Below are 14,086 nucleotides of genomic sequence, written 5' to 3'. Positions count from 1 at the left end.
ATTATGTGTTTAAAAATCTTTTAAGTCTCAGGACTGAACGGAATTGTCCGGCCTTCAGAAGCAAAAATAAAACTTTTCGGTAATAGCCGGTGTATAAAAAATGATTTGAGCTGAGGGAGTCTCTGATTTTTTGAAGATAAAGATCAGATTCCTCTTTTTTAAAGTTTCTTCCGATAATTCCCTGGTCTATGGAAGATTCAATAAAATCCCAGTCGAATTGATACAGATATTTTTTTGCTCCTTTATCTTCCCGTTTCTGGAAAGTAATAAAATCTGTTACTGCTGAGTGAAGGGTAAATAATGAGCTGAAAGAATGCTTTATCCTGCTCAGGGACCCGTCAGTATATTCATAGTGATAGAGCGCGGCGTCGAGAATTTTTATAGAATCAGTATGCATGAAATATTCCATGAAAAACATAAGATCTTCACCGTAGCTGACCTCTTTGTTGAAACTGATATTGTTTTTTAAGATAATCTCTCTTTCGAAAAATTTGGCGCAGGGACCTCCGAAATAAAGCAGATTATTCCTCACCAGAAGTTCAGTGAAATCGGTTTGAATGTGGTAAGTTTTACAAAGGAGATCCCTCGGCTGGCCGCGGATGATATTCTGAATAAGCAAAACATCCGGAGATTCATACTGTTCCTTAAAAATCTGGAAATAATTATTTTCTACCCAGTCGTCAGCATCGATGAAACATAAGTTTTTGCCTTTTGCATGAGCCATACCCGTATTTCTGGTATCACTTACTCCGCTGTTCTTTATTTTATCGATTACTTTTACCCTTTTGTCTTTTTCGGCAAAAGAATTCATGATCTCCAGGGAATGATCGGAAGAGCCGTCATTGATTAAAAGGAGTTCAAAATTGGAGTATGTCTGGTTCAGAACAGAGTCTACGCATTTCTTCAGGGTAGCCGCAGAATTATATACCGGAATGATTACAGATATACCTATCCCGCTGTCTAAAGTATCTCCTTCCATTGCTCTATAATTTTTTCCTTTCTCCACTTTTGTGATTCTTCAAAAGACGATCTCATAAGATCTGTCAGAAACTGATCATCATGAATAAGAAATTTAAGCTTTTCAGCAAACATTTTCCTGTCATGTAAAGGGATTAAAAAACCGTTTTTCTCATTGATAATGTCTGACGGGCCGAATTCGCAGTTATAGGAAATAATGGCATTGCTGCAGAACATGGCTTCTACAAGCACCAGCCCGAATGCTTCACTTAAAGAAGTGAAAATAAAGATCTTTGATTTCTGCATCAAAGCAGCTACTTCTTCGGGAAGTCTGGCACCCAGCAGAACAACCTGGTCTTCCAGATGATGAGTTCTGATGTATTCCAGGATATTGTCTTTTTCCGGGCCATCACCAATGATCTGCAGTTTCCAGCCTGAGGGTTTGGGCGTTTCGTGAAAAATTTTTACCAGTTCTATGGCATTTTTGGTTTTATCCAGCCTTCCCGCAAAACTGATCAGCTTCTCCTTTTTTTCAGGAGGTGTAAATTCCAGCCTTTCATATATCCCATCCGAAAGATTGGGAATAAAAAATGTTTTGCCGAACTGTTCATAATACTTTACCGAAGGTTTATTGATGGATACAACAGCCTTCAGATTTTTGTAGTTCCTTCTCAGCATTTTATCGTAAACAACACCGCCAATCCTGAAGGAAGAATGTTCCCAGGCAATGGTCTTTTTGTTGATCTCTTTTTCAAAAGAAAGCATGGTGGCCAGCTTATACCAGCAGGCTACAACTGTTTCATAACGGTGATGATTTTCCCTGATCCATTCCCGGAGTACACGGTATGAACCCCAGTCATAGAGATAAGAATACACGGTGTAAATTTTGGGAACTGATCTGTACTTATTATTAATATGTGTGGCAAACTTTGAGTATTTGTCTGCAAAAGAATTGATGTAGTGTTTTTTTATGTTGGGATGGATCTTATAAAAATCAGGATGGGGAGCCATGAGAAAAAGGATCTCAATATCGTAGCCTTCATCAGCCAGCTCTGAGGTAAGATTCGCCAGTACTTTGGCAACACCTCCGATTTTTATATTCTGGTAATAGACAAATAATATTTTTTTTTTCATTTGGTTTTCAATTCGTCAGGGAATGACTGTTGCAAAAATATAAAAAAGAACTTAGAGGAGCGTTGGGAAACAGCAGTCTTTAAGGGACCGGCCTCATATACTATTTAATTCTTCTTGCTTTTTTGAATTTATAAGGCAGGTTGGCCTTAATATACTCATCCAGTTTTTTCCTGTCTTTTTCCAGCTCCCGGGGGTATTCCGGATTGTTTTTCAAGATAATGTCGCCGTAATCTTCTATGGTGCAGAGAAACTGAGCTGGGTTGCCGATGAATACAGTATTGTCCGGCATAGACTGCGACAGAACAGAGTTGGCACCCAGGATACAGTTGTTACCGATCTGTACATCCTGTGTGATTACACAGTTCAGTCCGATGGTACAGTTATTTCCTATTTTTATCCATCCGAAAATCCGGGCATCCTCATAACCGGGAAGCCTTCTCAGAAGAGTGGTTGTTCCTCCGTGGTTGATAAATCTTACATTCGCCGCAATATTCACATTATCCCCGATTTCAATAAGATAAGGCTCTGTTCCGAAATAAACTTTATCCGGCATATTGAAGCTTTTCCCCACTTTCATACCACGGAATTTGGCTGCTTCAAGGCTGGCCCTGTTCAGAAATGAATGGTAGACGGAATGTATTTTCAATACTATTCTGTATATGAAGATCATTGTTGTAAATTTGTTTTACTTTTGCAAAGAAAAAGAATTTATTTAATATGATAAAAGTTTCCAAAATAGAATATTATCTGCCGGAACTGGTTCTTACCAATGAGGATTTGGAAAAAGAGTTCCCTGAATGGAGTTCCGAAAGGATTCATGAAAAAGTAGGCATCCGGCAGCGCCATATTTCGGCAGCCCATGAGACGGTACTGGAGCTTGCCGTAAAGTCGTCTGAAAAGCTTTTTGAAAACTACGAAAGAGATAAAGTAGATTTTATTCTTTTCTGTACACAGAGCCCTGATTATTTTCTTCCTACTACGGCGTGCCTTCTTCAGGACAGGCTGGGGCTCAGAAAAAATATCGGAGCCATGGATTTCAATCTCGGATGTTCCGGTTTTGTATATGGAATGGCTTTTGCTAAAGGATTAATAGCCGCAGGTATTGCAGAAAACGTTCTGCTGATCACTGCGGAGACCTATACGAAGCATATCAACCGTAAAGACAAAGCCAACCGCAGTATATTCGGAGATGCATCAGCTTCCACCATCATTGAAAAGGATACAGGAGCCGGAGATTATAAATTCTGCCTGGGTACAGACGGAAGCGGTGCTGAAAACCTTATTGTAAAAAAAGGGGCTTTCAAAACAGATTTCCAGCTGAATCCTGAAAATGAGTTCGATCCCGGAAATCTTTATATGAACGGGCCTGAGATCTTTAATTTCACTATTGAAAATATTCCGGGACTGGTAAAAGAAACGCTGGAAACCAACGGGCTTACTATGGACGACATAGACTATTTTGTTTTTCACCAGGCCAATTCTTTTATGCTGAACTATTTAAGGAAAAAAACTAAAATTCCCGCAGAAAAGTTCTATATTAACATGGAGAATACAGGAAATACCGTGTCGGCTACCATTCCGATTGCGCTGAAAGATATGATGGATAAGGGAATGCTGAAGCAGGGAGACCGTGTCCTGTTGGCCGGTTTTGGAGTAGGATACTCCTGGGGAGCCACTATTATTGAAATTTAATGATAATATATAAAGCCATAAAATAAAAAATATGAAGACATCCGTTTTTTTAGAAAAATTACAGGAAGAACTGGAAGAAGACCAAACGCTTACATTGGATACCAATCTGAAAGAGCTGGAAAGCTATGACTCTATCAGCCTGCTTTCCGTTATTGCATTTGTTGACGAAAATTTTAACAAGAAAATTGATACCAAGCAGTTTAAAGATATAGAAAAAGTATCGGACCTGGTAGACATCATCGGTAAAGAAAATTTCGAAGATTAATGAATCGGTTTTCGTTAAAAGATAAAACAATTCTTATTACAGGGGCTTCTTCCGGAATCGGGAGAAGCTGTTCTGTAGAATGCAGTAAGGCCGGGGCAGATCTTATCCTGATCGCAAGAAATGAAGAAGAGCTTCAAAAAACGGTATCCATGCTTTCTCCTGACATTAAAGCAGAAATTATTATCGCAGATATTACCCTGGCAGAAAATCTGGAGGAACTGATTGCCGGGAAAACAGCTGTTTTAGGAAAAATTTCAGGATTTATCCATTGTGCAGGAATAGAAAAAACACTGCCGCTGAAAAAACATACGCCTCAGCTTTATCATGATATTTTTGCAGTGAATGTGATCTCCGGTTTTGAAATTGCCAAAATTCTGTCCCTTAAGAAATATAAAAACGAAACCTCTGCTTTTGTATTCATTTCCTCGGTGGCCGGAATGGTAGGGGAAATAGGTAAGGCTGCTTATTCTGCCAGCAAAGGAGCCGTTGTTTCCGGGGCACGCTCCCTGGCAATGGAACTTTCAAGAAGCGGTGTGAGAGTAAACAGTATCAGCCCTGCTATGGTAGATACCCCTATTTTGGAAAAAATGTTCGAAAATATAGGTGAAGAGGCAGCGGAAGAGATCCTTAAAAAACATCCGCTGGGAATAGGAAAGCCTGAGGATGTAGCCAATGCCTGCATTTTCCTGCTATCAGATGCTGCGAAATGGATTACAGGAACCAATATGGTGGTAGACGGAGGGTATTCTGCCCAGTAATTATTTTTTTACCAGGCCTTCAATGATTCCTTCCACGGCATCAAAAATTTTCTGATTATCAAACTGATCTTCTATGGTTTCAAGATTTTTTCTGATTCCGGCAACAAGCTCTGGGTCAGTCAGGAAAACTTTCATGGCTTCATACATTTCATTTGTATCATAACTGATGAGGTATCCGGTTTCACGGTCTCTGATCATAACTCCTACATCTCCGGTATCCGTAGCGATAATCGGTTTTTGCAGTATCAGGGCCTCGGCAATCACCAGAGGCCAGGCTTCAGATTCGGAAGGAAGAATAAAGTAGTCGGCATTTTTAATGTACGGATAAGGATTCATTCTGTTGCCACCTAAAATAAAGGTATTCTGAACGTTATTAGCCTGAATCTGTTCCGTCAGGTTTTTCATTTCCTCACCATTGCCCAGGATAAGGATACTGTGATGAAACCCTTCGTCAATAAGCCTTTTATGAGCGTCGATAAGTTTATGGTAGCCTTTTCTGCCGTGAAGCCGTCCTACGGAAACAAAGACAGGTCCTTCAGGAAGGTCTTCAATTTTTTCTTCGGCCTTCTTTTTTATTTCTTCAATAGGAATGGCGTTGATCACTACGCTTTCAGCCGGGTAGGGCAGGTCCGGGTAAGACCGGTGCATAATATCTTTGATTTTCTGGGAACAGTAGATCATGTGATCAAACTGCGGGAAATTTTCAAGAATATCAGGAACCAGAGGTTTCATCCCGGGGATATTGATCTCCGAGTGAAACCATCCTATTTTTTTGGAGTCTTTATTGCTGGAATGGATCACTGATGAAAAAGCCGAGTAAGTAGGAGCAATTTCCACATCGAATCTTTTATTTCCCAGAATACGGTCGGTTATTTTATGATTTTTCTGTGCTTTGGCAAGTTTCAGCCTTCTGCGGATCAGCTGCAGTTTGTGAATCAGAGGATTTTGAGAGAAATCTTCTCTGCCGTCTGCAAGATATACCTTTCTTACATGTTGCGGAAACTCATCTCTGAGCTCGCCCTGATTGAGATTCAGGCATACCGTAATGTCGAACTTTTCAGGATTGAGATTCCTGATGATACTGAGAATTACTTTTTCCACTCCGCCCATTTCCATGGAACGGTGTCTGAAAAGGATGTTTATTTTTTTATTTTCTTCGGGCATTACCTGAAAATTTTCTGTAAAGTAATGGAGATTTTTCTTTTTATCCTATACGGAATGGTATTCTGATATTCCAGAAGAGCGAAAATTTCCTGATGACCGGAATAGGTTTCAGGTACTTTTTTACCATTGATTGTCCTGATTTTTCTCCTTTTCAGTGCATTAAATACAACCTGGGCAAAATATTCGTAGGATCTGGATTTGTTGTCGTTTTGGGAAATACCTCCTGGATGGGTCCTGTAAAGATAATTGGTGTCATCAATGAAGTAAACATCTCCCTTTTCGTACATTTTTAAATAGAGATCCTGATCTTCTGAAATTTTAAGCTCAGTATTCATCTTTTCTGTCTGCTCGTAAATATCTTTCCGGAAAGTCACAAAATGGGCAATCTGAATAGGATAATTGAAAAAATAAGGATCCTTATTCTGTACCTGCATGGCAGATCTGAAGGGAGCGATAGGTTTAAGATCTTTATCACAGCTCATAAAACGGGAATAGGCCAGGACTACATTTTTCTTTCTTGCGAATACCTCCACGGCTTTTTCGATCGCGGTAGGGAGAATAGCGTCATCAGGATCTACAAAACCACAGATTTCGCCTGTTGCCAGTTCTATAAGTTTACTCTTGGTAACCCCTACGCCGCAGTTATTTTCATTTTCAAAAAAACGGAACTGTTCATCTCCGGCAATTATGGTACGGATCTGTTCTTTTTCTTCTTCGGAGGAAGCATCATCCAGAATAACCGCCTCCCAGTTTTTATAGGTTTGCTTTTTCAGGGAACTGTAACAGTCTTTGAAGAGAGCGGCATTGTTGTAGTGAGCAATAAGTACGGAAAATTTCATTTTACAGTGTATTGAAAACAAGATCCTGTTTATTGACCACCTGCGTATTGGCAGGAATGTCTTTATATATGGTGCATCCGGCTCCTATAATGCAGTTGTCTCCGATCGTTACACCTTTCAGTACGGTAACATTGCTTCCGAGCCAGCAGTTATTTCCTATTTTTATAGGAGCTTTTGTAAATTCTGAAGGGTGTACTTTGAACTTGGGAGAGGTTTCATAGGTATGATTATGATCGTAAAGCTTTACGTTTTCGCCAAATAAAGTATTTTCACCTATTGAAATATGTTCCAGGCAATTGATCGAGCAGAAATTATTCATGAAAAAATGATCACCAATCTCTAATGTGGCGTTTTTCAGTACAAGCATACAGGTGTAATTCCTGAACTCTACCGATTTTCCGATACTTACTTTTTTCAGATCCTGTGCAAGAACAAAGCGCCCTCCAACGCCGAGTCTGATATTTTCAAAAAATACGGCAGGGTGTTTTTTCAGGATAGAAAGCTGCTGCCTTCTGTATATTTTCTCGAAAAGATTGTAAAACATATATGGTTTTTATTTTTCTTCATTTCACTTGGGTATCACAAATATAATCTGTTTTTAGATAAATGAAAAAAAATATTTATTTTTGCGGTATTAAAGACAACACAGTGAGCGAAATAACAAGAGTTCTCAAAACATTTATAGGATACCTGAAAAGGCCTGATCTTTATCCGGAACTTGGCCGGAAAATCATTAAGAACACCGTGAACAGAAGCAACGCATTCAAAGGAAAGGAAAAAACCAATTCCTGGGCTGCGGAGAAGGCTGTTTCCCAGAAAGAAGCGGTCTCAAGGCTGTTCGGACTTGATATTGAACCCTTCCGTACCGATTACCGTGAAGCACTGGCAACAGCAGAGCATAGGGAAAAGGAATGCCCTGTGAAAATGGGAGGTCCGGGAGCTCTGGAGCTGATCTATTATGCCTGTGAATTCACTGCTGCTGAAAATGTGGTGGAAACGGGCGTAGCGTACGGCTGGTCTTCACTCGCATCACTTCTTTCATTGGTGAAAAGAGACGGTACGCTGTACAGTTCAGATATGCCTTATCTGGCGCAGGATGGTGATCAGTATGTAGGTTATGTGGTTCCGGAGCAGCTTAAGAGCAGCTGGAAACTGTTTCGTTTTGCAGACCGTGAATCGCTGCCGAAAATCTTTTCTGAAAATCAGGTTTTCGATGTGCTGCACTATGACTCCGATAAAAGCTATAACGGAAGAATGTGGGCCTACGGTGAATTGTATCAGCATCTGAGAAAAGGCGGGGTATTCATCAGTGATGATATTGGCGACAATTCCGCTTATCAGGATTTCTGCGAAAAAAACAGTATAGAAACCACTGTTGTGGAATATGAAGGTAAATACATCGGTGTTTTCATCAAATAGATTTCAGAACTATATTTTTGTCCGGCAGATGATCTGTATATTTTATTTTTAATGGTATGCTATTTTAGGATGTCCTGAATATTTTTTAATGCTAACTGAAAATAGATCATACTGTTGAACAATTTTTTTGAATGAAGATAAGTCAGATTACTTTTACCCGGTTTCTTGCGGCTATGGCAATTGTCATTTCGCATTTCAATAAAGATATGTTTCTGTATAAGCTCAGCTATATTTCAAACATTTTTCTGAAAGCCAATGTAGGGGTAAGTTATTTTTTTATCCTGTCCGGATTTATTATGATCATTGCGTATCATAAGAAAGAGAAAATAGCGTATTTTGATTATTATAAGAACAGGTTTGCCAGGATTTATCCGTTGTATGTACTGGGATTACTGCTTTATCTGGTAACGCGGTATTCCGGTTTTAATAGTACAGATGCGGTTCTTTATCTTCTGGGTCTGCAAAGCTGGATTCCCGGTAAAGCCATGGTCCTGAATTTTCCCGGATGGTCTATTTCTGTGGAGTTTCTGTTTTATCTGCTCTTTCCTTTGCTGTATAATCATTTGTATTCAAAAAAGAATAAAAGCATCTGGGTGGCTGCCGGAATAATCTGGGTGACAAGCCAGGTGTTTTCCCATCTTTATGAAGCTTCACCTTCTTATCAGGGTCCTCATACCGGAAGCCATGAGTTTCTGTATTATTTTCCCCTGATGCACATCAATGAATTTCTGGTGGGAAACCTTGCCGGAATTTTCTTTGTAAGGAATTTTAAACAGAAGAACTATGATATTCCGGTGATTCTCATCTTTACGGCTATACTTCTTGCCCTGATCTTTGTTCCGCTTTTTTATCATAACGGGCTGATGGCTTTGCTTTTTATCCCTCTTATTGTTTTAATTTCTATGAACAGCGGCAGACTTACAAAGCTGTTTTCGTTAAAGCCACTGGAATATCTGGGTGAAGCGAGCTATGCTGTCTATATCACCCACATTCCCATATTGTATATTCTGAGAGAGATTCTTAGAAAATATTATCTGGACAGTGATACTATATTTATGATTTATATTCCTGTTCTTATCCTGACCTCCATCCTGTTTTATCAATTTATTGAAAAACCTTTGAGAGATTATCTGAAAAGAGTGAAAATCTGATAAAAATCTTTATTTTTGTAACAAAGCAGACACAACTATGAAAATTGAAAACAATCCCAATCTATATCCTCCTATTTTCAATGAAATTCCGGTACCGGCAAGTACCTGTTTAAAGAATAAAAAAATCAATCCGGTGGAGTTGGACGAAGAAAGGTACATTAAGAATTAATATCATATCACTTATGTACAAAACATTTTCTGAACTCAAAAAAGAACTCCGCAAAGAAAGAAAAGGACTTAAGAAGATTAAAGTGGCGCTGCTGGGCGATACCGCTACCCAGTTTTTGAATATTGCTTTAAAGGGTACTGCTTTAGATGAAGGCTTTGATTTCGATATTTTCGAGGCCGATTTTGGACAGATATCCCGTCAAATTCTGGACCCGACTTCTGAATATTATGATTTTAATGCAGATTACACTATTATTTTTGAGTCTTCTCATAAATTATTAGCACAGTACTATAAATCCTATGATTCTCATTCTGTTTTTGCAGAAAGCAAAATCTCTTATATTGAAGAGCTTTACCGCACAATCCAAAACAGGACAAAAAGCAGGGTAATATTCTGTAATTTTCCGGTGATTGATAACCAGGTTTTCGGAAACTTTTCCAATAAAGTGGAGTCTTCCTTTGTTTTTCAGCTGAATAAGCTGAACTATCTTCTTTCGGCGGAACTTGCTGTGAAAAATGATAACTTCTTCATTGCTGATTTTCTTTCCATTCAGAATAAGTGGGGCAGAAACTTTATGTTTTCTCCCAGCATTTATGTGAATACAGAGATGGTGCTCTCGCTGGACTCTCTTCCTGTTGTAGCCCATCATCTTACCGGCATTATTTCTTCTCTGGAAGGGAGATTTAAAAAATGCCTGATTCTGGATCTGGATAATACAACCTGGGGCGGAATTATTGGAGATGACGGTCTGGAGAAAATTCAGATCGGAAGTCTGGGAATTGGAAAAGCATTCACCGAATTTCAGTATTGGGTAAAAGCGCTTCAGAAAAGAGGGGTGATTTTGGCAGTCTGCAGCAAGAATGATGAAGACAAAGCAAAAGAACCCTTTGAAAAACATCCGGATATGGTTCTTAAACTGGATGATATCGCTGTTTTCATAGCCAACTGGGACAATAAAGCCGATAATATCAGAAAGATCCAGAGTATATTGAATATAGGATTTGATTCTATGGTATTTCTGGATGATAATCCGTTTGAACGAAATATTGTCCGTGAAAACCTTCCCGAAGTCTGTGTTCCGGAACTTCCGGAAGATCCGGCCGGATATCTGGAATACCTGTACAGCCTGAATCTTTTTGAAACAGCAAGCTTTTCTGAAAATGATGCGGAACGCACAAAGCAATATCAGGTAGAAGCGCAAAGGAAAACCGATCTGGACAGCTTTACCAATGTGGAGGATTTCCTGAAAAGTATGGATATGATTTCTGATGTTCAGGCATTCAACAGCTTTTCAAAACCACGGGTATCACAGCTTACCCAGCGCTCCAACCAGTTCAATTTAAGAACCGTGAGGTATACGGAACAGGATGTAGAGAATATGATCGGCTCTGATAAGCATTATACACTGTCCTTCACTTTAGAAGATAAATATGGAGATAACGGATTGATTTGTGTCGTTGTTCTTGAAAAAGAAACTCCTGACACCTTGTTTATTGATACCTGGCTGATGAGCTGCCGCGTCCTGAAAAGAGGAATGGAAGATTTTACCCTGAACACCATTGTAGATATTGCGGAAAAAAACGGCTATCAATATGTGGAAGGAGAATATATCCCGACGGCTAAGAATCAAATGGTAAAAGATCATTATGAAAGACTGGGATTTGTACAGCAAAACAAAAGATGGGTTCTGGATGTAAACCGCTATCAGTCTAAAGAAGTATATATTAACAATAAATAAACACACTTATAATATTATGAACAAAGATGAAATTTTAGCTAAACTCACAGGTATTTTCCATAATGAACTGGATAATGACGATATTGTCCTTCATTTTGAAACAACAGCCGATGATATTGAAGAATGGGATTCCCTCTCTCATATCCAGCTGATTGTAGCTGTTGAGAAAGCATTTGGAGTACGTTTTACCTCTTCAGAGATCCAAAGCTGGAATAATGTAGGAGAAATGATAGACTGTATACTGACAAAATAATGATACTGAAGGAAAATCAGACATTTCAGCACCAGTTCAGAGTGAACGGGCATGTGTACAGAGGTTTTATCTCTGTTTTTGAGGACCGGAACGCCCTGCATACCGATGAAGAGTTTGCTAAAAACAAAGGGTTCCGCTCCAAAGTGATGCACGGCAATATTCTGAATGGTTTCCTGTCCTTCTTTATCGGAGAACTGCTTCCCACAGAAGATGTTATGATTCTTTCACAGACCATCAATTTCAAAAAGCCGGTCTATCTTGATGATATTTTACATTTTGAAGCGGTAGTTACTGAGCAGTCAGAAGCCGTTCAGGTGAATACCTTTAAGTTTAAATTTGTGAATGAGGAACTTCAGACCGTTGCTTCAGGTAAAATTCAAATCAAAGAACTGTTGTGAAAAAAGTGGTATTAACCGGAGGTTCATCCGGAATAGGAAAAGAGATCAATACCTTTCTTCTTGAGAAAGGATATGAAGTACTGTTCACATATTGCCGCTCTGAAGAGGCTGCAAAGGAGATCGAACAGGCTTATACCGGGGCAAAGGCTTTTCAGATAGATTTTACTTCAGAAAGCAGCATGCATGATTTTTTTACGGCAATAGATGAATTTGATCCGGATATTCTGATTAATAATTATTACAGCGGAACTTTTATTGATACCTATTTTCATAAAACGGACGCAGAGAAAATTCTTGAAGATTTCAAAAACAATGTGGTTCCCACCCTTCAGGTTACTCAAAAATGCATCCATATTTTCAGGAAGAAAAAAGAGGGAAGAATTATTAATATTCTTTCTTCATCATTGGTTTCGCCTGCCGTGGGAACTTCGGTATATAATTCCAATAAGGCTTATCTGCTGCAGATGAGTAAAAGCTGGGCATTGGAAAATGTGAAATTCGGGATTACATGCAATTCTGTATCTCCTTCTTTTATTTCTACGGATTTCCACCGGAATATGGATGAAAGGATGAAAGACATGATCCTGTCAGGCTACCCGCTGAAAGATAAACTGGAAGGAGGAGATGTGGCACAGGTGATTGATCTTTGTATCAACGGGGGAAAGCATTTTAACGGAAACCACCTTTTTGTGGATGCTTCTCATTTCTAATGACGGATTTTAAATAATAACCATGCAGTTTACCTCTATTACTTTTTTACTTTTCTTTAGTGCCGTTTTTGTGCTGTACTGGCTGTCTGGTAAAAAGAATCTCAGGCTGCAGAATTTTATATTGCTTGCGGCAAGTTATGTTTTTTACGGATTTTGGGACTGGAGGTTTCTGATTCTGTTGGCAGGAAGTTCAGCTATGGCCTATTATATGGGTCCCAAGATTAAAGAAAGTGAAGGACGAAAAAGAAAGATATATCTGAACTCAGGGATCATTCTGGCTTTAGGAACACTTTTTTACTTTAAATATTTCGGTTTTTTTGTCGATTCTTTTGCAGATTTGTTCGGAATTAAAAATAAACTTACACTGGAAATTATTCTGCCGCTGGGAATCAGTTTTTATACCTTCAGGATCATCAGTTATTTTCTGGATATTAAAAACAATAAACTGAAACCGGAAAATGACGCGCTGGCATTCTTTAATTATATCGCATTCTTTCCGAGTATGACCTCAGGCCCCATAGATAAAGGAGGTCTGTTGCTGCCACAGCTGAAAAAGGAAAGAATTTTTACCTCTGAAACAGGGGCCGATGCCGCGAGACAGATTCTTTTAGGTGCTTTTAAAAAACTGGTTGTAGCCAATACGATTACACCCGTTACACAGGGTATTTTCCAGAATTATGAACATCTTTCAGGAAGTACAATAGCTTTCGGAGCCATCCTTTTCCTGTTTGAACTGTACGCAGATTTTTCCGGGTATTCCGATATGGCCATAGGATTGGCCCGGCTTCTTGGTTTTAAAATCACTAAAAACTTTGCTTTTCCGCTTTTTGCCCAGAATATTGCAGAATACTGGAGAAAGTGGCATATGTCTCTTACCTCCTGGCTTACAGAATATGTATTTACTCCTTTGGTTATCCAGTTCAGAGATTATGGTAAAAAAGGGCTGATTGCAGCTATTATTCTGAATTTTGTTCTGATAGGAGCATGGCATGGCCCAAAATTTACTTTCGTTCTGTTCGGTTTACTGCACGGGCTGTATTATATTCCCCTGATTGTAAAAGATAAACTGAATAAAAAGAAAAAGTTCTCTGGATCGGTTCCTACAATAAAAGAATTTGGGAATATAGTACTCACGATGTTTTTAGTATGCTTTGCACTGGTGCTTTTTGCTTCCCCAGACCTGAAAGCTGCTCTGGGTATGTATGGGAAAATATTCAGTCTGTCCCTGTTCTCCGTTCCGCAGTTTATAAAAATCAAAATTTTAGGACTGATTGGAATTCTGGTGGTTATCGACTGGATCAACAAGGACCAGGATCATGGACTTGATATTAAAAGATTTCATCCTTTCACCAGAAGAGCGGTCTACATTTTTTTGATTTTTCTGATCATGTATTTCGGAGTATTCGGTAACGGTAATTATATCTATGAACAGTTTTAAT

At 39.0% G+C, this 14,086-nt stretch carries 16 protein-coding genes; 10 read left to right on the top strand and 6 right to left on the bottom strand.

Annotation, left to right across the window (positions count from 1 at the left end):
- Position 1: 1 nt before the first annotated feature.
- The 3 genes from AC106S_RS21865 to AC106S_RS21855 all read right to left on the bottom strand — a co-directional run bounded on the left by AC106S_RS21865 (position 2) and on the right by AC106S_RS21855 (position 2,761).
- Positions 2–979, bottom strand: a complete 978-nt coding sequence (locus tag AC106S_RS21865) for a glycosyltransferase family 2 protein (protein WP_482441935.1) — start codon at positions 977–979, stop codon at positions 2–4.
- The gene (locus tag AC106S_RS21860) at positions 961–2,091 is read right to left on the bottom strand and encodes a glycosyltransferase (protein WP_482441934.1); all 1,131 of its coding nucleotides are present in this window, start codon (positions 2,089–2,091) and stop codon (positions 961–963) included. The genes AC106S_RS21865 and AC106S_RS21860 overlap by 19 nt, the downstream gene beginning before the upstream one ends.
- A gap of 100 nt (positions 2,092–2,191) precedes the next feature.
- A complete protein-coding gene (locus AC106S_RS21855; RefSeq protein ID WP_482441932.1) occupies positions 2,192–2,761 on the bottom strand; it encodes an acyltransferase in 570 nt (189 codons plus the stop codon).
- 47 nt (positions 2,762–2,808) lie between these two features.
- On the opposite strand from AC106S_RS21855, the gene AC106S_RS21850 reads away from it, so the two are divergent.
- From AC106S_RS21850 to AC106S_RS21840, 3 genes are read left to right on the top strand one after another with little or no spacing between them, the layout of a single operon-like run.
- Positions 2,809–3,783 (top strand): 3-oxoacyl-ACP synthase III family protein, encoded by a 975-nt coding sequence (locus AC106S_RS21850; protein WP_482441930.1) that lies wholly within the window; start codon positions 2,809–2,811, stop codon positions 3,781–3,783.
- Positions 3,784–3,814: 31 nt separating this feature from the next.
- A complete protein-coding gene (locus tag AC106S_RS21845) occupies positions 3,815–4,048 on the top strand; it encodes a phosphopantetheine-binding protein (protein WP_482441929.1) in 234 nt (77 codons plus the stop codon).
- Positions 4,048–4,806 carry an SDR family NAD(P)-dependent oxidoreductase gene (locus AC106S_RS21840; protein WP_482441928.1) on the top strand — a complete coding sequence of 253 codons (759 nt, stop codon included), beginning with the start codon at positions 4,048–4,050 and terminating at the stop codon, positions 4,804–4,806. Before AC106S_RS21845 ends, AC106S_RS21840 begins: the two co-directional genes overlap by 1 nt.
- Here AC106S_RS21840 and AC106S_RS21835 read toward each other — a convergent pair whose 3' ends face one another.
- From AC106S_RS21835 to AC106S_RS21825, 3 genes are read right to left on the bottom strand one after another with little or no spacing between them, the layout of a single operon-like run.
- Complete coding sequence (locus tag AC106S_RS21835) at positions 4,807–5,970, bottom strand: glycosyltransferase (RefSeq protein WP_482441927.1); 1,164 nt, start codon at positions 5,968–5,970, stop codon at positions 4,807–4,809. It lies immediately after the preceding gene.
- Complete coding sequence (locus AC106S_RS21830; RefSeq protein ID WP_482441926.1) at positions 5,970–6,809, bottom strand: glycosyltransferase family 2 protein; 840 nt, start codon at positions 6,807–6,809, stop codon at positions 5,970–5,972. Before AC106S_RS21830 ends, AC106S_RS21835 begins: the two co-directional genes overlap by 1 nt.
- A 1-nt stretch (position 6,810) precedes the next feature.
- Positions 6,811–7,353 (bottom strand): acyltransferase, encoded by a 543-nt coding sequence (locus AC106S_RS21825; protein WP_482441924.1) that lies wholly within the window; start codon positions 7,351–7,353, stop codon positions 6,811–6,813.
- A gap of 62 nt (positions 7,354–7,415) precedes the next feature.
- Between AC106S_RS21825 and AC106S_RS21820 the strand changes: the two genes are divergently transcribed.
- The 7 genes from AC106S_RS21820 (at position 7,416) to AC106S_RS21790 (ending at position 14,085) form a co-directional block, all read left to right on the top strand.
- Entirely contained in the window at positions 7,416–8,228 is an 813-nt protein-coding gene (locus tag AC106S_RS21820; RefSeq protein WP_482441923.1) for a class I SAM-dependent methyltransferase, read from the top strand.
- A 131-nt stretch (positions 8,229–8,359) separates the two neighbouring features.
- Complete coding sequence (locus AC106S_RS21815) at positions 8,360–9,379, top strand: acyltransferase family protein (protein ID WP_482441922.1); 1,020 nt, start codon at positions 8,360–8,362, stop codon at positions 9,377–9,379.
- A 182-nt stretch (positions 9,380–9,561) separates the two neighbouring features.
- A complete protein-coding gene (locus tag AC106S_RS21810) occupies positions 9,562–11,286 on the top strand; it encodes an HAD-IIIC family phosphatase (RefSeq protein ID WP_482441920.1) in 1,725 nt (574 codons plus the stop codon).
- A 16-nt stretch (positions 11,287–11,302) separates the two neighbouring features.
- Positions 11,303–11,539 carry an acyl carrier protein gene (locus tag AC106S_RS21805; RefSeq protein ID WP_482441918.1) on the top strand — a complete coding sequence of 79 codons (237 nt, stop codon included), beginning with the start codon at positions 11,303–11,305 and terminating at the stop codon, positions 11,537–11,539.
- A complete protein-coding gene (locus tag AC106S_RS21800) occupies positions 11,539–11,937 on the top strand; it encodes a MaoC/PaaZ C-terminal domain-containing protein (RefSeq protein ID WP_482441917.1) in 399 nt (132 codons plus the stop codon). The genes AC106S_RS21805 and AC106S_RS21800 overlap by 1 nt, the downstream gene beginning before the upstream one ends.
- Positions 11,934–12,647, top strand: a complete 714-nt coding sequence (locus AC106S_RS21795) for an SDR family NAD(P)-dependent oxidoreductase (protein ID WP_482441915.1) — start codon at positions 11,934–11,936, stop codon at positions 12,645–12,647. Before AC106S_RS21800 ends, AC106S_RS21795 begins: the two co-directional genes overlap by 4 nt.
- 22 nt (positions 12,648–12,669) lie before the next feature.
- Positions 12,670–14,085, top strand: coding sequence for an MBOAT family O-acyltransferase (locus AC106S_RS21790; protein WP_482441913.1), 1,416 nt, complete (start codon positions 12,670–12,672; stop codon positions 14,083–14,085).
- Position 14,086: the final 1 nt, after the last annotated feature.

Source organism: Chryseobacterium sp. FR054, assembly GCF_056844565.1.
The sequence above is the reverse complement of the archived record's forward strand: the minus strand, read 5'-3'. Positions and strand labels throughout refer to the sequence as shown.

Excerpts from the sequence above, each read along its gene's own strand:
- AC106S_RS21865 (WP_482441935.1), bottom strand. The coding sequence starts at position 979 with ATGGAAGGAGATACTTTAGACAGCGGGATAGGTATATCTGTAATCATT.
- AC106S_RS21860 (WP_482441934.1), bottom strand. The coding sequence starts at position 2,091 with ATGAAAAAAAAAATATTATTTGTCTATTACCAGAATATAAAAATCGGA.
- AC106S_RS21855 (WP_482441932.1), bottom strand. The coding sequence starts at position 2,761 with ATGATCTTCATATACAGAATAGTATTGAAAATACATTCCGTCTACCAT.
- AC106S_RS21850 (WP_482441930.1), top strand. The coding sequence starts at position 2,809 with ATGATAAAAGTTTCCAAAATAGAATATTATCTGCCGGAACTGGTTCTT.
- AC106S_RS21845 (WP_482441929.1), top strand. The coding sequence starts at position 3,815 with ATGAAGACATCCGTTTTTTTAGAAAAATTACAGGAAGAACTGGAAGAA.
- AC106S_RS21840 (WP_482441928.1), top strand. The coding sequence starts at position 4,048 with ATGAATCGGTTTTCGTTAAAAGATAAAACAATTCTTATTACAGGGGCT.
- AC106S_RS21835 (WP_482441927.1), bottom strand. The coding sequence starts at position 5,970 with ATGCCCGAAGAAAATAAAAAAATAAACATCCTTTTCAGACACCGTTCC.
- AC106S_RS21830 (WP_482441926.1), bottom strand. The coding sequence starts at position 6,809 with ATGAAATTTTCCGTACTTATTGCTCACTACAACAATGCCGCTCTCTTC.
- AC106S_RS21825 (WP_482441924.1), bottom strand. The coding sequence starts at position 7,353 with ATGTTTTACAATCTTTTCGAGAAAATATACAGAAGGCAGCAGCTTTCT.
- AC106S_RS21820 (WP_482441923.1), top strand. The coding sequence starts at position 7,416 with ATGAAAAAAAATATTTATTTTTGCGGTATTAAAGACAACACAGTGAGC.
- AC106S_RS21815 (WP_482441922.1), top strand. The coding sequence starts at position 8,360 with ATGAAGATAAGTCAGATTACTTTTACCCGGTTTCTTGCGGCTATGGCA.
- AC106S_RS21810 (WP_482441920.1), top strand. The coding sequence starts at position 9,562 with ATGTACAAAACATTTTCTGAACTCAAAAAAGAACTCCGCAAAGAAAGA.
- AC106S_RS21805 (WP_482441918.1), top strand. The coding sequence starts at position 11,303 with ATGAACAAAGATGAAATTTTAGCTAAACTCACAGGTATTTTCCATAAT.
- AC106S_RS21800 (WP_482441917.1), top strand. The coding sequence starts at position 11,539 with ATGATACTGAAGGAAAATCAGACATTTCAGCACCAGTTCAGAGTGAAC.
- AC106S_RS21790 (WP_482441913.1), top strand. The coding sequence starts at position 12,670 with ATGCAGTTTACCTCTATTACTTTTTTACTTTTCTTTAGTGCCGTTTTT.